The 16,507-nt window shown below is 61.5% G+C and carries 16 protein-coding genes; 11 read left to right on the forward strand and 5 right to left on the reverse strand.

The annotated features are described in order from the left end of the window. Positions 1-2 precede the first annotated feature (2 nt). The 3 genes from HBR94_RS02745 to HBR94_RS02755 form a co-directional block, all read right to left on the reverse strand. Positions 3-1,808, reverse strand: a complete 1,806-nt coding sequence (locus tag HBR94_RS02745) for a DAHL domain-containing protein (RefSeq protein WP_170044105.1) — start codon at positions 1,806-1,808, stop codon at positions 3-5. After that, positions 1,805-2,746, reverse strand: a complete 942-nt coding sequence (locus HBR94_RS02750) for a cytochrome c peroxidase (protein WP_170044124.1) — start codon at positions 2,744-2,746, stop codon at positions 1,805-1,807. Before HBR94_RS02750 ends, HBR94_RS02745 begins: the two co-directional genes overlap by 4 nt. A 63-nt stretch (positions 2,747-2,809) precedes the next feature. Beyond that, on the reverse strand, positions 2,810-4,684 hold the full coding sequence (locus tag HBR94_RS02755) for a GGDEF and EAL domain-containing protein (RefSeq protein ID WP_170044106.1): 1,875 nt from the start codon (positions 4,682-4,684) through the stop codon (positions 2,810-2,812). 252 nt (positions 4,685-4,936) lie between these two features. Between HBR94_RS02755 and HBR94_RS02760 the strand changes: the two genes are divergently transcribed. The 3 genes from HBR94_RS02760 to HBR94_RS02770 all read left to right on the forward strand — a co-directional run bounded on the left by HBR94_RS02760 (position 4,937) and on the right by HBR94_RS02770 (position 7,627). Further along, positions 4,937-6,283: an HD domain-containing phosphohydrolase gene (locus HBR94_RS02760; protein ID WP_057438331.1), complete on the forward strand. Its 1,347-nt coding sequence runs from the start codon at positions 4,937-4,939 to the stop codon at positions 6,281-6,283. Positions 6,284-6,549: 266 nt separating this feature from the next. Then, complete coding sequence (locus HBR94_RS02765) at positions 6,550-6,963, forward strand: NUDIX domain-containing protein (protein ID WP_170044107.1); 414 nt, start codon at positions 6,550-6,552, stop codon at positions 6,961-6,963. A gap of 25 nt (positions 6,964-6,988) precedes the next feature. Next, positions 6,989-7,627: a LysE family translocator gene (locus tag HBR94_RS02770; protein WP_057958583.1), complete on the forward strand. Its 639-nt coding sequence runs from the start codon at positions 6,989-6,991 to the stop codon at positions 7,625-7,627. A 4-nt stretch (positions 7,628-7,631) separates the two neighbouring features. Here HBR94_RS02770 and metR read toward each other — a convergent pair whose 3' ends face one another. Continuing rightward, positions 7,632-8,549 carry a transcriptional regulator MetR gene (metR, locus tag HBR94_RS02775; RefSeq protein ID WP_169959708.1) on the reverse strand — a complete coding sequence of 306 codons (918 nt, stop codon included), beginning with the start codon at positions 8,547-8,549 and terminating at the stop codon, positions 7,632-7,634. Positions 8,550-8,731: 182 nt separating this feature from the next. Between metR and HBR94_RS02780 the strand changes: the two genes are divergently transcribed. The 5 genes from HBR94_RS02780 to HBR94_RS02800 all read left to right on the forward strand — a co-directional run bounded on the left by HBR94_RS02780 (position 8,732) and on the right by HBR94_RS02800 (position 12,358). Continuing rightward, positions 8,732-9,751, forward strand: a complete 1,020-nt coding sequence (locus HBR94_RS02780) for an alpha/beta hydrolase (RefSeq protein WP_170044108.1) — start codon at positions 8,732-8,734, stop codon at positions 9,749-9,751. Positions 9,752-9,812: 61 nt separating this feature from the next. Then, a complete protein-coding gene (locus tag HBR94_RS02785) occupies positions 9,813-10,466 on the forward strand; it encodes a DsbA family oxidoreductase (protein WP_057438339.1) in 654 nt (217 codons plus the stop codon). A 184-nt stretch (positions 10,467-10,650) separates the two neighbouring features. Continuing rightward, complete coding sequence (locus HBR94_RS02790) at positions 10,651-11,571, forward strand: arginase (RefSeq protein WP_170044109.1); 921 nt, start codon at positions 10,651-10,653, stop codon at positions 11,569-11,571. Then, positions 11,568-11,948 carry a transporter gene (locus HBR94_RS02795; protein ID WP_057438341.1) on the forward strand — a complete coding sequence of 127 codons (381 nt, stop codon included), beginning with the start codon at positions 11,568-11,570 and terminating at the stop codon, positions 11,946-11,948. Before HBR94_RS02790 ends, HBR94_RS02795 begins: the two co-directional genes overlap by 4 nt. Then, complete coding sequence (locus HBR94_RS02800) at positions 11,945-12,358, forward strand: EamA family transporter (RefSeq protein ID WP_057438343.1); 414 nt, start codon at positions 11,945-11,947, stop codon at positions 12,356-12,358. Before HBR94_RS02795 ends, HBR94_RS02800 begins: the two co-directional genes overlap by 4 nt. Before the next feature lie 114 nt (positions 12,359-12,472). Here HBR94_RS02800 and HBR94_RS02805 read toward each other — a convergent pair whose 3' ends face one another. Continuing rightward, positions 12,473-13,237 carry a MipA/OmpV family protein gene (locus HBR94_RS02805; RefSeq protein WP_057438345.1) on the reverse strand — a complete coding sequence of 255 codons (765 nt, stop codon included), beginning with the start codon at positions 13,235-13,237 and terminating at the stop codon, positions 12,473-12,475. Positions 13,238-13,467: 230 nt separating this feature from the next. On the opposite strand from HBR94_RS02805, the gene HBR94_RS02810 reads away from it, so the two are divergent. Genes HBR94_RS02810 through HBR94_RS02820 form a run of 3 tightly spaced genes read left to right on the forward strand, consistent with a single transcriptional unit; the run spans position 13,468 to position 16,431 of the window. Beyond that, positions 13,468-14,166 (forward strand): MtnX-like HAD-IB family phosphatase, encoded by a 699-nt coding sequence (locus HBR94_RS02810; RefSeq protein ID WP_057438346.1) that lies wholly within the window; start codon positions 13,468-13,470, stop codon positions 14,164-14,166. Beyond that, the gene (locus HBR94_RS02815) at positions 14,159-15,553 is read left to right on the forward strand and encodes an aminotransferase class III-fold pyridoxal phosphate-dependent enzyme (protein WP_057438348.1); all 1,395 of its coding nucleotides are present in this window, start codon (positions 14,159-14,161) and stop codon (positions 15,551-15,553) included. The genes HBR94_RS02810 and HBR94_RS02815 overlap by 8 nt, the downstream gene beginning before the upstream one ends. Beyond that, on the forward strand, positions 15,550-16,431 hold the full coding sequence (locus HBR94_RS02820; protein WP_170044110.1) for an alpha/beta fold hydrolase: 882 nt from the start codon (positions 15,550-15,552) through the stop codon (positions 16,429-16,431). The genes HBR94_RS02815 and HBR94_RS02820 overlap by 4 nt, the downstream gene beginning before the upstream one ends. Positions 16,432-16,507 lie beyond the last annotated feature (76 nt).

Genomic DNA, 16,507 nt, shown 5'->3' on the forward strand with positions numbered 1-16,507 from the left:
GGTCAGGTCTCGGCACGCTCAAGAGGGATTTGCAGGGTAAACACGGCCCCCAGGCCGGGCCCATCGCTGTGTGCGGTCAGGTGACCATTCATTTCGATGGCGGCCAGGGCACAGCTGTGCAGGCCGAAGCCGTGGCCTTCCTTGCGGGTGGTAAAACCATGGGTAAAGATCCGCGTCATGTTCTCTGCGGGGATGCCTTCGCCTTCGTCCTTGACGCTGATCTGCAGGGTGTCGCCCTCCACGGCCTGGACCGTCAGGGTTATCTGGCGTGGCCGGTCGCTGAGGTTGGACATGGCGTACTTGGCGTTGCTGATCAGGTTCACCAGAATCAACAGCAACCGGTGTTTGTCGGCCATGACCTCGGGGACCGGCTGATAGTCCTTGACCACGGTGACATGGTGGCGACTCAAGGCCCCGGAATTCATGCGCAGCGCGTCTTCGACCAGGGCGCTGATATGGACCGGTTCCAGCAGCTTGGAGGCGCCAGCATAGGACTGCTGGGTGGAGACGATGTCCTTGATGTGGTCGACGCTCTTGGTCAACTGCACCAGTTCATCGGCCATGCCTTGCTGCTCGATGGCAATCGCGTCCACCAGTTGATTGAGGTATCCCGGCAACATTTTGCCCTTGTCATCCTCCGTCAGGAAGGTGCCCAGGTCATGGGGATGCTCGTTGATCAACTGCATGGCCTTGCCCAGCCCCAGGGCCTTGCTGGCCCGCAGCTTACGGGTGACCAGGTCGGCGGACACATTCACGCTGTTGAGCACGTTGCCGACGTTGTGCAGCACATTCGTGGCGATTTCCGCCATGCCGGCCTGGCGGGCGCTGTCGAGCAGCTCGCTCTGGGCGTCCTTGAGTTCCCGGGTGCGTTCCTCGACCCGTTGTTCGAGGCTTTCGTTGGCGGCCTGCAGGGCGCGGTTGACCCGGTTGATCTCGGCGAAGCTGCGTAACAGGCGAACAGCCAGGTACACCAGTACCAGCATCAATAACGTCGAAAACACCAGCAGGTAACGGTGGTACTTCTGCTCGGTCAGTTCGGCGACCCGTTGATCCTGGTCGAGTTGGTTGGTCATGACGTCCAAGTGCTCGGACAGCGGGATTGCGGCGATGCGCTCAAGCAAACTGTTGACCACCGGTTGCTCACGCAGAATCAGGGCAATGTGCTTGCTGAGAAGCTCGATAGGGCTCTGGAAATCCCCAGGCAGGTGTTCTTTGTTGATCGCCAGTTTGTTCAACCCGACAAGAATCTCTGCGGCCTTGTCATTATTGGCAACCAGCGCGAACTCAAGACTGCTGAGCAACAAGTCGTAGGTGTCGCTGGTAACGTCTTGCAACTGCAGGCGGCTGTTGTCGTCCAGCAGTCCGAACTGCGCCTGGATATCGTCCTCGGCGGTCGGCAGGAAGGCCAGGGAGTTGCGCAGCAAGGCGTTATGGGATTTGAACTGGTCCACCAGCCGCGCTTTTTCCTCGACCGCCGCTCGATAGTTGTTCTGTTCCCATTGCCATTTGGTTGGATCGGCATGCTGGTGCAGGTGCTCGCGCACCTCCAGCTCGGCCCAGAGGCTGTTCATCTCGTTGAGGGGCGCGACCAGCGGGTCGTAGTTGTGGGTCAGGGCGATCCGCGCCTTGAGCACCTCGCTGTCCCATTGCGCGTTCAATTGCTTGATATGGCGGATCAGGTCCCGGGACGGGGTGTAGTTGCTGCTCTGGTCGGTGGAAGACTTGATGTACAAAAAAACCAGGATCGAGGCCAGCACTAAAGTGACGAAACCGAGCAGGGCCAGGCTGGCGCGGCGAGTCAGCTTCATAGCGGCTTGCCCTCCCACTCGCCGGTCAGTGTCTTGAGGAACAGCGCAATCCGGGCCTTGTCATCCGCCGACGGCGTGCGTCCCAACTGGTACTTGAACATCACGTCGATCGCCTCGTCCAGGGTCTTGGCCGAGGCGTCGTGAAAGTACGGGGCGGTGACGGCGACGTTACGCAGGCTGGGCACTTTGAACACATGGCGGTCTTCCTCATCCAGGGTGACCAGGTAGCGCCCCAGGTCCGCGTCCACCGGGTTGCCGCGGTCCTTGAAGTAGTCACCCAGCACGCCGAACTTCTGGTACATGTTGCCCCCGATGTTGACCCCTTGATGACAGGCAATACAACCGTACTCCTTGAAGCGCAGGTAGCCCTGTTTTTCGTCATAGCTGAGGATGTCGGTGTTGCCCAGCAGGTACTGGTCGAAGCGTGAATTGGGCGCGAGCAGGGTGCGTTCGTACGTGGCCAGGGCATTCTGCACGTTGGCGGCCGTGACGCCATCGGGGTACGCCTGGGTGAATGCGCGTTGATATTCAGGCGCAGCGGACAGCGTCGCGACCACGGTTGGCCAGGTGTTACCCATTTCCACGGGGCTGGTCACCACTTGTTCGATCTGTGCCTCCAGGGTGTCTGCCCGGGCGTTCCAAAACTGTTTGAAGTTCAGGCTGGCGTTGAACACCGTGGGCGTGTTGAGGGCCACGGGCTTGCCGTCGAAGCCCAGGGAGAAGGGTTTGTCATCCGCGCCGCCTTTGTCCAGGCGATGGCAACTGGCGCACGACAGGGTGTTATTGATCGAAAGACGCGTTTCATTGAACAGCCGACGCCCCAACTCGACACGGGCGGCATCCAGCACCGGCGTTCCAGGCAGCGGTTTGAGCGCCTCATCGAGTGGCGCTGCGAGTGCCGTTGAACCGCCCAGCCATACGCCGAATACCAGGCTTATGACCCATACCGACGGGTAACGCGGTGATGTATTGCTCAACTTCAATTCCTTGTGAGCAGAGAATCATTGATCCGGCATCAGATGATGTGGGCCGGTTTGCAGCAGCCGGGCAAAATCCTCGGCCGCCACGGCTTTGCTGAACAGATAGCCCTGGCCCTCCTCGCAGTGCCGGGCCTTGAGGAACTCCAGTTGTTCGACGGTCTCCACGCCCTCGGCAATGATATTGAGGTCCAGGCTCTTGCCCAGGCTGATAATGGCACTGATCAATTGCATGTCCTGGGTGTTCTCGCCCAGGCCACGAACAAACGACTGGTCGATTTTTAGCACATCGACGGGAAAGCGCCGCAGGTAACTGAGGCTGGAGTAGCCGGTGCCGAAGTCATCAATGGCCAGCCGCACCCCCATTTTTTTGATCTCGTGCAGGATGGCAATAGTGTCCTCGACGTTTTGCATCAATACACTTTCGGTAATCTCCAGCTCCAGCAGGGCGGGCGCCAACCCTGTCTGCTCGAGTATGGTCGCAAGGTTGCTGACAAACTCGCGCTGACGGAAGTCGATAGCCGAGATGTTCACCGAGACACAAATGGGCGCCAAGCCCTGGGCTTGCCAGCGTTGCGCCTGTTCGCAAGCCTGGCGCAAGACCCACTGGCTCAAGGGCACGATCAGGCCGCTGTCTTCGGCCATCGGGATGAAGTCCGATGGGTAGACCCAGCCATGAGCCGGTTGAAACCAGCGAATCAACGCTTCGGCGCCGACAATCCGCCCACTCTTCAAGTCCAGCTTCGGCTGATAGTGCAAGACGAACTCATCGCGCTCCAGGGCCAGGCGGATAGCGGCCTCCAGGGTCTGCTGCTGGCGCGCGATGAGGTTCATGTCTTCGATAAAAAAGCTGAAGTTGTCCGGCCCCTGTTCCTTGACGTTACGCATGGCGGTTTCCGCCTTCTTGATCAGCTCCACGGCGTTGAAACTGTCATTGGGGTAAATGCTGATGCCAAGGCTGGCAGTGACACGCAGGTCATGGCCCGCCACATGGCGGGTGCGGCCCAGAGCCTTGAGGACCTTCTCGGCAATGCTTTTGGTTTGCTGGGGGTGATGAATGTCGTTGAGGATCATCACGAACTCGTCGGCGCCATAGCGGAACACCGAGTCGGATTTGCGGACCGTTGCCGCCAGGTCCTCGCCGACCTGTTGCAACACTTGATCGCCCACGGGGTGGCCCAGGGCGTTGTTGATACGCTTGAAGCGGTCCAGGCCAATAAACATCACGGCCAGTTGAGTATCGTGGCGCCGGCCCAGGGCAATGGCCTGCGTCAGTCGGTCGCCGAGCAACGTGCTGTTGGGCAGGCCGGTGAGGGCATCGTATTGCAGCAGGTGCGAGACCTTGAGCAGTTCCTGGACCCGTTCTTCGATCGTGCGCTCCAGGTTCGACACCTTGAGCAGCGCATCCTGTGCCAACTGCCATTTCCAGGTCAGGGCACTGGCCATCTGACGGATTTCCAGATGGTCGAAGGGTTTTTTCAGGATCAGCAACTGATCGCTGAACTTCAGGCGCGCTTCAATCGCTTCGAAGGAGTAGTCGGAATAGGCGGTACACAGGGCGATTTGCAGGTTGGAGTCGATGTTCCACAGCTGCTCGATGGTCTCCAGGCCATCCCATCCCGGCGGCATGCGCATGTCGATGAACGCCAGGGCGTATGGCGCGCCATCAGCCAGCGCCTGGCTCACCAACGCCAGGGCTTCCTGGCCCTGGTAGGCGGAGTCCAGGGTGTAGCGCTGGTGAACCGCGGGTGCCGTACCGAACAGGCTTTGCTCGATACTTTCCAGCGTCTGGTCAGCGATGGCCTCGGCACAGAGGATTTTGCGGAAGTCCTGATGGATAGAGGCCGTATCGTCAACGATCAGAATGCGTCGGTTTGCATGTTTAGGGCGCTGGCTCATGACCCGGACCCATCGGCATGCAACAACATGGAGGGGTGCATAAGGATTCCTTTCCGCAACGGGTGAGAGGAGTGAGTCAATTGCTGACTCTATGTACAAGCGTAGTCGGCTCCCTTGAATTAGTCGGCCAGTTGGCGTCAAATCAACGGCAGCTCACCCTTTGACGTAGAGCGCTGATTGCCTGGGCAAGCACCGCGCAGTCAACGGCAGGTGCAAGGGTTAAATCTAGTTCAAGTTTGAGTAGGTGTCGCCATGGATGAGCAACTCGCTACAACTTCTCCCTACAGGCCCACGGTTTTGCTGGTCGATGATGAAGAGTCGATCCTCAACAGCCTGCGCCGCCTGCTGCGCGGTCAGCCTTATGACGTCTTGCTGGCCGGCAGCGGTGCCCAGGCGCTGGAAATCATGGCGGCCCAACCCGTGGACCTGGTCATGACCGACGCCCGGATGCCGGCCATGGACGGGGCGACGTTGCTGGCCGAAACCCATCGCCTGTACCCGGCGACGTCGCGCATCCTGCTGACGGGCTACGCCGACCTGACGATGATCATCAAGGCCATCAACGAGGGGCAGATCCACCGCTATATCAGCAAGCCGTGGAACGATGATGAACTGCTCCTGATCCTGCGCCAGTCCCTGGAGCATCAGTTTTCCGATCGCGAAAGGCTGCGCCTGGAGCAACTGACCCGCGAACAGAACGATCAACTCAAGGCGCTCAATGCCACCCTGGAAAAGCGCGTCCTCTCGCGCACCAGCGAGCTGCAACAGACCGCCGACATGCTTGACCTGGCCTACGATGAACTCAAACGCAGCTACGTGACCGGCACCGAAGTCTTTTCCCTGCTGGCCAACCTGCGCCTGCCCAAGGAAAAACAGACCAACCGCCCATTGATCGAGCTGATCCGGGTGTACTGCCGAGCCCAGTCGATGGATGAGTCCAGTGTGCGCGACCTGACCATGGCTGCGGCGCTGTACAACGTCGGCAAGTTGAGCTGGACCGACAGGATGATGATCGCTCCCGCCGACCTGTTGCACAGCACCGACCGCGAGCTGTATCGCACCTACCCGACCCAAAGCGAATCGCTGCTGATGACCCTGGAGCCGATGAAGGATGCGGCGCGCATCATCCGCCATCACCAGGAACGCTGGGACGGCAGTGGTTTCCCCGACCACCTCAAGGGCGATGGGATTCCGTTTGGCTCGCGTTTGCTGAAGTTGGCGGTGGACTTTATCGAATTGCAGCGCGGCTTGATTCTGGAGCGGCAGATGAACAGCGACGAAGCGCTGCTGTACATCCGCAAATACGCCGGGCGCCTGTATGACCCGGATATGGTGGAAGACTTCGTCCAGGCCTGTGCGGCCTTCCTCAGCGACGTGACCCTGGGCGACCCGACGGTCAAGGTGCTTGGCACGCGGGAATTGGCCGAAGGCATGATCCTGGCGCGCAATCTCAATGCCGACAACGGCATGCTGTTGCTCAACGCTGGCAAGGTGCTGAACCTGCCGCTGGTGGACAAGCTGATCGCCTTTGAAGCGATGGAAGGCGCCAAGTACAGCGTGTTCATCAAGGAGCCTGACGAACCGCTCCCCGCTCAATAAAAAATCACACAACCTGTGGCAAGGGGGCGACCAGCCTTGTTGTGGCGAGCGGGCTTGCCCGCGCTGGGCTGCGAAGCAGTCCTAATCAGGCCACCGTGTTTTCTCAGTTGGAGCTCGGTGGGTGGTCTGGGGCGGCTTCGCCGCCCAGCGCGGGCAAGCCCGCTCGCCACAACAAACCCGTCATCACAAAAAATCGGCCACAAAGCTGGCAGCGCAGCGCAGGGTCGTGTGATCCTTTGCGGCCTTTACTCCAAGGCGTTTATTTCATGTCCCAGACCATCCGTATCGCCGCCGCCCTGTTGATCGGCAGCGACGGCCAGACCCTGCTGGTGCGCAAGCGCGGCACCCAGGCGTTCATGCAGCCGGGCGGCAAGATCGACGCGGGCGAACAACCGGTGCAGGCCCTGGCACGTGAGCTGTACGAAGAGCTGGGGCTGCGTATCGACTCGGCCCAGGCACACTACCTGGGCCACTTCTCGGCGCCGGCGGCCAACGAGCCGGGGTTTACCGTGGCGGCCGAGCTGTTTGAAGTGCGTATCGACGTGCCGGTAACGCCCGCTGCCGAGATCGAAGAAGTGCGCTGGATCGACCCGGCCGGCGACGGCGGCCTGCAACTAGCGCCCTTGACACGTGACTTGATCCTGCCGTTTTATCGCGCATCGCTGACCACTACTGCCTGAACTGTCGGGCGCAAAGGACTGAGCCGTGATCCCCCTCAATGAACTGCTGATTTTTGCCGCCGCCTCGCTGCTGCTGGTACTCACGCCCGGGCCGAACATGATCTACCTGATCTCCCGCTCGATCTGCCAGGGCCGCAAGGCCGGGGTCACGTCGTTACTGGGGGTGGTCGCAGGTTTTTTTGTGCACCTGTTCGCCGCGGCTGCCGGGTTGACCGCAGTGTTTCTCACGGTGCCGGTGGCCTATGAAGTGCTGAAATGGGCCGGCGCGCTATACCTGCTATGGCTGGCCTGGCAAGCAGTGAGACCGGGCGCCCGTTCGCCGTTCGAGGCCCAGCAACTGCCCGCCGACTCGCCGCGCAAGCTGGTGACCATGGGCTTTCTGACCAGTGCCCTGAACCCGAAAATCGCGGTGTTCTACCTGTCGGTATTCCCGCAGTTCATCACCCCGGAGCACGGTTCGGTCTTCACCCAGAGCCTGATGCTGGGCTTTACCCAGATCAGCGTCAGCTTTGTGGTCAACCTGCTGATCTCGCTGTGCGCCGCGAGCATCGCCGCCTGGTTTATCCACAACCCCACGTGGCTGGCGGTGCAGCGTTATTTCATGGGGTTTGTGCTGGCCGCCCTGGCGGTGCGCCTGATGCTGGAGCAACGGCGCAGCGCGTGAGCAATCAACGGACTGCGCTGACCCCATCCAGGGTCGAAAACGAGGTGTCCTTGGCCGTCAGCAAAAAGTCGCGCATGTACGGCGCATCCAGCATATCCGCGCGGATCCCGGCGTACAGCGTGGCAAACAGACCCCTCTCGCCCAACCGCTTGGCCTTCACATAACCCCGCGAGCTGTACTCGTGCAGCGCCCAGTGGGGCATGCCACACACGCCGCGTCCGCTGGCCACCAACTGCATCATCATCACCGTCAGCTCCGAGGTACGGACCTGGGCCGGCTCGACGTCGGCCGGCTCCAGGAAACGGGTGAAGATGTCCAGGCGGTCGCGCTCCACCGGGTAGGTGATCAGGGTTTCGCTGAGCAGATCCTCGGGCACGATGTACGGCTTATTGGCCAGGGCGTGCTGGTTGGCCACGGCGAGCATCGCTTCGTAGGTGAACAACGGCACATAGGTGATGCCCGCCAGCTCCAGCGGGTCGGAGGTCACTACCAGGTCCAGGTCGCCACGGGCCAGGGCTGGCAGCGGGGCGAAGGCAAAGCCGGAAGCCAGGTCCAGCTCGACTTCCGGCCAGGCATCGCGGAACTGGTCGATGGTCGGCATCAGCCACTGGAAGCAGCTGTGGCACTCGATCGCCATATGCAGGCGCCCGGCGGTGCCGCCGGCCAGGCGTGCGATATCCCGTTCGGCACCGCGCAGCAGCGGCAGGGTGGCGTCCGCCAGTTGCAGCAGGCGCAGGCCGGCGCTGGTGAAGCGTACCGGTTTGGTCTTGCGCACAAACAGCGGCATGCCCATGCGCTCTTCCAGCTCTTTGAACTGGTGGGACAGTGCCGACTGGGTCAGGTGCAGGCGCTCGGCGGCTTCCACCAGGCTGTCGGCTTCGCGCAAAGCGTGCAGGGTCTTGAGATGACGGATTTCGAGCACGGGCTCTCCATGAAGATAATTTGTGACAAGTTCGGATAGCGTGAGTTTGTCTCATGTTGCCAATTCTGTCGACCATGACCGCTGGGCACTCTTCATCAAACTGTCACGTAACTGTGGCAGCGCGCTTGAACAAACTTCATCAGACTCGCGCTCTACTGGGGTTCTGCGTTTCGGTGTTTTTCATGCGCGTGTTGCTTTTACTGGCCGCCTTATTGTTCGGCCTGCCGTCTTTTGCGGCTTCTCGATGTGATGTCAATGTCCCGACTGAGCGGGTCGCCCTGGACCAGGTGAGCCTGGCGTACCAGAGCATCGGCCGTGCTTCCGACCCCGCGTTGCTGCTGGTGATGGGCCTGGGCGGGCAGTTGATCCACTGGCCGGACGAAGTGGTGGTCGCCTTGTGCCAACAAGGTTTTCGGGTGATCCGCTACGACAACCGTGACGTTGGCCTGTCCACCTGGCGCCAGGCCCCGGCCAGCGCCAACCTGACCTTTGAAGTGCTGCGCTACAAACTCGGCCTGCCGGTGGCTGCGCCCTACACCCTGACCGATATGGCCGACGACGCCCTGGGGTTGATGGATGCGTTGCAGGTGCGCCAGTTCCATGTACTGGGCGCGAGCATGGGCGGGATGATCGCCCAGCATCTGGCGGCGATGGCGCCGCAGCGCGTAGAAAGCCTGACCCTGATCATGACCAGCTCCGGCGCCGAAGGCCTGCCCGCGCCGAATGCCGCGCTGGTGCAGCTGCTGTCGCGGCGCAGTGCGCCCAACCGTGAAGTGGCCCTGGAGCAGCAGGCCGACTTGCTGGCCGCCCTGGGCAGCCCCCAGGTTGAGGATGATCGCCAGGCGTTGCTGCAGCAGGCGGCGCAGTCTTACGACCGGGCATTCAACCCCGAGGGTGTGAAGCGCCAGATCATGGCCATCCTTGCCGAACCGAGCCGGGTGCCATTGCTCAACCAACTGCGCGTGCCGACCCTGGTGGTGCATGGCACGGCCGACCCGTTGTTGCCGGTGATGCATGGTGTGCACCTGGCGGCGCATATCCAGGGCAGCCAGTTGCGGCTGATCCCGGGTCTGGCCCATCGTTTTCAGGAAGCGTTCAAGGCGCCGTTGCTGGCGGCGGTGTTGCCGTACCTGCAAGCCCACCGCGAAGAGGCGGCGCATTGGGCGCAGGTTGAGCCCCTGGCCCCCGCCAAGGTTTTATGACGGCCGCGTAGAGGTGTATGGTGCGAACTTTGTGGCGTGTAATGCCTGCGAGGTTGCCTGAATGAGTACTTCCCTGAAAATCGACTTTGTCAGCGACGTGTCCTGCCCCTGGTGCGTCATCGGCCTGCGCGGCCTGACCGAAGCCCTGGACCAACTGGGCGCCGAAGTGCAGGCCGAGATCCACTTCCAGCCCTTCGAGCTGAACCCGAACATGCCCGCCGAAGGGCAGAACATCACCGAGCACATCACCGAGAAATACGGCTCCACTGCCGAAGAGTCCCAGGCCAACCGCGCGCGCATCCGCGACATGGGCGCCGCCCTGGGCTTTGCGTTTCGTACCGATGGCCAAAGCCGTATCTACAACACCTTCGACGCCCATCGCCTGCTGCATTGGGCCGGGCTCGAGGGCTTGCAGTACAACCTCAAGGAAGCGCTGTTCAAGGCTTACTTCAGCGATGGCCAGGACCCGTCCGACCACGCCACGTTGGCAATCATTGCCGAGAGCGTTGGCCTGGACCTCAAGCGCGCAGCCGAGGTTCTGGCCTCGGACGAGTACGCCGCAGAAGTCCGCGAGCAGGAGCAGCTGTGGGTATCACGCGGGGTGAGTTCGGTGCCGACCATCGTGTTCAACGACCAGTACGCGGTCAGTGGTGGGCAGCCGGTTGAAGCGTTTGTCGGTGCAATCCGCCAGATCATCAACGAAGCCAAAAGCTAACAAACACCACCGACCAAATGTGGGAGCGGGCTTGCTCGCGAAAGCGGTAGATCAGCTAAGTATCTCTTGACTGACCCACCGCCTTGGCGAGCAAGCCACATGGGTTCCTGGCCCATCCCTTGCATTACCCCCCTAAAGCCCCGCCGGTAAGCGGCTGGGCACTGCCAGGGGGTGAAACATTACCTTGAATATTCTTGATCTCGACCACAGCCTCACAGCCCAGGCACCCATCGCCCGGCGTCTGGCCAGTGGTCAAGCGACGCGCCTGGACCTGCTCGACCTGGGCCCGAAACTGCGCCTGTGGTCCACCGAAAAAACCTGGAAACGCTTTGTCCAGCGCCTGGCCCAACGGCCCCGGCCAAGCACGGCGCGCCCGGAAATCTTCTTTGTCGGCTCCGGCGACTATCACCACCTGACCCCGGCTTTTCTCGCCGAAGTGCAGGAACCTATCAGCCTGATCCACTTCGACAACCACCCCGACTGGGTACGCCTGGCCCCGCGCCGACACTGCGGCTCATGGGTCAATCAGGCCCTGAAGATGCCGGCGATCCAGCGCATCGTCACCCTCGGCCCGTGCAGCGATGACCTGCATAACCCGCAACTGCGCGGCGGCAATCTTGGCGCCCTGAAGCGCGGGCATTTGCAGTTGTTTCCCTGGCAGCACGCGCCGTCGAAAGTCTGGGGTCGGGTAGGGGATGGCGCCGGCCATGCACAACAGGAAAACCACCTGCACTGGCGCAACCTCGCTGAGCTCGACTGGCCTGCATTCCTTGAGCAAATGATCGCCAGCCTGCCCACCGAGGCGGTATGGATCACCCTCGACAAGGATGTGCTGGCCAGCGAAGACGCGGCCACCAACTGGGACCAGGGCGGCATGCGCTTGACGCACCTGCTGCAAGCCCTGCGTGCGTTGGCGGCGAGCAAGCGGATCCTTGGCATCGACGTATGTGGTGAGTTTGCCCAGCCTGCGTTCAGCAACGCCTTCAAGCGCTGGGAAGCCAAGTCCGACCAGCCGCCGGCCGCACGCTGGAGCGCTGAGGATCTGCTGCGTAACGCCACCACCAATGAAGCGTTGATCAACCTGTTCGAGGAGCTGTTCCCGTGACCCTGACCGTCGTGTTGCTGGTGGCCTTTTCCATCGTTCTCGATGTGATCGGCCAGTTGTGTTTCAAATTGGGCCTGGACCGCTTGCCCGAACTCGAAGGCGGTTTTCGCCTGAATGCCTTCTGGGGCCAGGTGTTTAATGCGCCGTTGCTGTGGGCGGGCATCGGCGCCTATGTCATCGAATTCTTTGTCTGGCTTGAAGCCTTGTCCCGCGCGCCGTTGAGCCTGTTGTTCCCGGCCGCCGCACTGGCTTACTGCGGGGTGGTGTTGGCGGGCAAGGTGATACTGGGCGAAACCGTCAGCCGCCGGCGCTGGCTGGGCACGATGGTGATTACCGCCGGCGTGATGTTGGTGGCTGTAGCAGGAGCACAATCATGAGTTCGCAAGAGATGGCTATCCGTCCGGTTGGCTGGCTGCATGGGCGCCTGGGCACCGTAGTGTTATGGGCGTTGTTGATCCTCACCGAAAGCGCCGGCCAGTTGTTTACCAAGGTGGCTGGCGATCAAATTGGCCAGATGGATTTCAATTGGCAATGGTTGGCGGCGGTGGCGGTCAACCCGGGGATCCTCGCGGCGATCGCCTGCTATATCGGCGCGTTCTTTGTGTGGATGCTGATCCTGCGGCGCAGCAGCCTGTCCCTGGCCTTCCCCCTGAGTTCGCTGGTGTTTGTGGTGGTGCTGCTCGGCTCGTGGTTGGGGCTGGGCGAGCACATCAGCTTCCTGCACTGGGTGGGCGTGGTGGTGATTATTGGCGGGATTGCACTGCTGGCCGAGGGCGAAGAAAACTGAGCCCAGACTGGAATGACGGACAAATATGGGAGCGGGCTTGCCCACGATGCAGGCGCCGTGGTGTATCAGCTACACCGCGGTGATGCTATCGCGGGCAAGCCCGCTTCCACACAATCAATCGAAGGTGTAGCTGATCGCCGTCTGCACCTGTCCCTGGTTCACCTCGCCGGTCTGGCGCACGATGCTGCTGTCCGCCGCTGATCCCAGCAGATGCACCCAACTGGCACTGGCCAGCAACGACCATTTGGGCGCCAGGGGAATCTGCACGCTCTGGGTCAGTGTCAGGTTCTGGAACCCGCCGCTGGCGTTGTACGGGCGAATCCCGGAGCCTGCCGCTTCCTGCTCATCCACCCCGAAAAACGTCTGGGTCTGGCGGCCATCGGCAAAATGCGCGACCAGCCCCGTGCTGCCAATCACCGCGCCGCCCAACGGGTAACCCAGTTCTCCGCCGAGCTTGCCGAGCACGCCGCTTTGCGCGCGGGCACCGCCCACGGCCCGCCCCAGTTGCGCGTAGACCCGCCAGAAGTCCGCTGGCGCGTACTGGATAAACCCGCCGACCTCGGCCATGTCCGATACATCCCGCAGGCCCTTCAGCGGCCCGTTGGCCGTGCGTCCCGCCAGGTAATTGAGGTACGGCCCGGCACTCAAGCCATTGCTGTTGAGCGCACTCCAGGTCAGGCCGTCATCGGTATCGAGGCTGACATCTCCCCAATCCAGGTCGAAGTAGGGCACCGGCACGGTCTGATAGCGGCTGGCGGCGGGTTCCCGTGGCTGATAGCTCAGGCCCAGGCCCACCTCGCCGCTGATGTCGGCCGCTGCTGCCGAACCCATCCACAGCCCCAGGACGCCGGCGAATACCCGCGAAGTCACCCTGAACATATTGCTTGCTCCTCTTGCAAAATATGCGCGCATGAACGCGCAGGCGCAGGGCCCTACGCAAGCACTCATGTTGTTTGTAGCGACCTACAAAAATTGTAGCTTGGGCGCTGGGTATTTCACCGCGACATGCGGCAGAAGCCCGGCCCCATTGGGTTTTGTGCACTTGGCACAGTCCCTGCTCTAACCCTGGTACAAGCGCATCCGCGCTGTCATCTCCAAGGTAAACGCAGATGAATGACTGGCATATCGTGTGTGACTTCGATGGGACCATCACACCCACCGATGTCATCGACAATGTTCTCCAACGCTTCGCCGGCCCCGAGTGGGAAACCATCGAGCAACAATGGCTGGATGGCCATATCGGTTCCCGCGAATGCCTGAGCCGCCAACTGGCATTGATCAAGGCGACACCGGCCGAACTGCTGGCGTATTTCGACACCGTCGAGATCGACCCGGACTTCCCGGACTTCGTCGACCATGTCCTTGGCCTGGGCGCGTCCCTTGAAGTGGTCAGCGACGGCATCGAGCAAGGCATCGCGCGGATCCTTTCGCGCAACTACGTGACCCTGCTGCCGATCATCGCCAACCGCCTGCGCCAGGTTGACCAGAACAGCTGGCGCATCGACTTCCCCCATGCCAGCGACGCTTGCCGCGCGGCCTCGGGCAACTGCAAATGCAAGTCCACCCCGCGTAACAAACGGGTGTTGGTGATCGGCGACGGCAAGTCCGATATGTGCGTCTCGACCACCGCCGATTTTGTTTTCGCCAAGGGCAGCCTGGCCCAGTACTGCCAGGCCCACGCCATCCCCCATCTGCGCTTCGACACCTTTGCCGAACTGCCGGCCTTGCTGGCCAGGCTGCCCCAGGGCATCGCCGCCAACGCCACCCATTTCACTTCCGAAAATCAGGAACTCTTTCATCATGTCTGATATCCGTATCGCTACCGCCGAAGACCAGGTTCTGCTGGATAAAGAAGCCAAATACTGCTCCTACGGCGACACCGTCCACTACATCGACCCGCCGCGTATCTTCAGCCGTTGCGAAGGCTCCTACGTGTGGGACACCGAAGACCAGGCCTACCTCGACCTGCAAATGTGGTACTCGGCGGTCAACTTCGGTTATGCCAACCCGCGCCTGAACAATGCGCTGAAACAGCAGATCGACACCCTGCCGCAAATCGCCAGCCAGTACCTGCACAAGGGCAAGATCGAGCTGTCGGAAATGATCGCGGTGGATGCCAAGAAAAAATTCGGCCTCGATGGTCGGGTGCATTTCAACGTCGGCGGTTCGCAGTCCATTGAGGACTCGCTGAAGGTGGTGCGTAACGCCACCAACGGCAAGAGCCTGATGTTCGCCTTCGAGGGCGGTTACCACGGGCGTACCCTCGGTGCGTCGTCCATCACCTCCAGCTATCGCTACCGTCGCCGCTACGGCCACTTTGGCGAGCGCGCCAACTTCATCCCGTTCCCGTACCACTTCCGTGGTCCCAAGGGCATGACCAAGGAAGAGTACGGCAGCCACTGCGTGCAGCAGTTCGCCCGTCTGTTCGAGACTGAATACAACGGTGTGTGGGACCCGAAAGTCGGCCAGAGCGAGTACGCAGCGTTCTACGTCGAGCCGATCCAGGGCACCGGCGGCTACGTGATCCCGCCGATGAACTTCTACAGCGAACTCAAGCAGGTGCTCGACCAGCACGGCATCCTGATGGTGGTCGATGAGATCCAGATGGGCTTCTGGCGCACCGGTAAGTTGTGGTCGATCGAGCACTTCGATGTGCAGCCGGACGTGATCGTGTTCGGTAAGGCCCTGACCAACGGCCTCAACCCCCTGGGCGGCATCTGGGCCAAGGAAGAGTTGATCAACCCGAAAATCTTCCCGCCGGGTTCCACCCACTCCACCTTCGCCTCCAACCCGCTGGGTACGGCGGTGGGCCTGGAAATGTTCAAGATGACCAGCGAAGTCGACTACGGCGCGATGGTCATGGCCAAGGGCAAATACTTCCTTGAAGGTCTGCAAGAGTTGCAAAAGCGCTTCCCGATCATCGGCGACGTCGATGGCCTGGGCCTGGCCCTGCGTTGTGAAATCTGCGGTCCCGATGGCTTCACCCCGGACAAGGCGACCCTGGACTACATGGTTGACGAGGGCATGAAAGGCGACATGCTGGTAGACGGCCAGAAGCTCGGGCTGATCCTTGATGTGGGCGGCTACTACAAGAACGTGATCACCCTGGCGCCGTCCCTGGAAATCAGCTACCCGGAAATCGACCTGGGCTTGAAGCTGCTGGAGCAACTGCTGACTCGAGCGATGAAGCGGTGAACCCGGCCGATATCGATCTCGGCGAAGGCAACGCCGGCTTCGTTCTCGGCAACGGTCCGGTCGGGGTCTTGTTGATCCACGGCCTGACCGGCACCCCGACCGAGTTGCGTCGGGTCGCCCAGGGCCTGGCCAAGGAGGGCAACTGCACCGTGTATGTGCCGACCCTGGCCGGGCACTGCGGGGGCAACGAAGACCTGCAGGCCACCGGTTGGCGCGACTGGTACGAGGGCGTGCGCAAGACCTTTGTCGGCGTGCAGCAGCGCCATGCGCAGGTGTTCGTCGGTGGCTTGTCCATGGGCGCGGTAATGTCGATGTACCTGGCCTCGGAGTTTCCGGGCCAGGTCGCCGGGTTGCTGATGTACTCCACGACCCTCAAGTACGACGGCTGGAGCATCAACAAATTTGCGTTCATCACGCCGTTGCTGATCCGTATTCCGTTCGGTGTGCGCCTGTTCCGTTTTACCGAGAAGCCGCCCTACGGCATCAAGAACGAACGCCTGCGGGCCATCGTCGAGCGGCAGATGAAGGAGGGCGAGAGCAGCGAGGCCGGGTTGTTGACCATGGAAGGCGTCACTGTGCGCGAGCTGCACTGGATGAATGCGGTGGTGAAGAAACGCATGCCGTCGATCAAGACCCCGGCGCTGGTGCTGCACTCCATCGAGGACGACATCACCAGCCGCTGGAACGCCGACTACGTGGAACGCCACCTGGGGGGGCCGGTGACCAAGATCCTGTTGGACAACTGCTATCACATGATCACCGTCGACCTGCAATACCGCCGGGTGATCGAGTTGAGTGCCGACTTTATCGAGCAGCACACCGGTTCAAAAATGGGCGATGTCTCGTTCTGCGAGCCCGCGCTGGCGGCGGCACAGTAAACATTGATGTTGCCTGAGCCACCGCTATCGCAGCCTCGCGGGGCAAGACAGCCCCTACAGGAGCACTTACAGGGAT

This window comes from Pseudomonas sp. WS 5412, assembly GCF_012985615.1.
GTDB lineage: Bacteria > Pseudomonadota > Gammaproteobacteria > Pseudomonadales > Pseudomonadaceae > Aquipseudomonas > Aquipseudomonas shahriarae.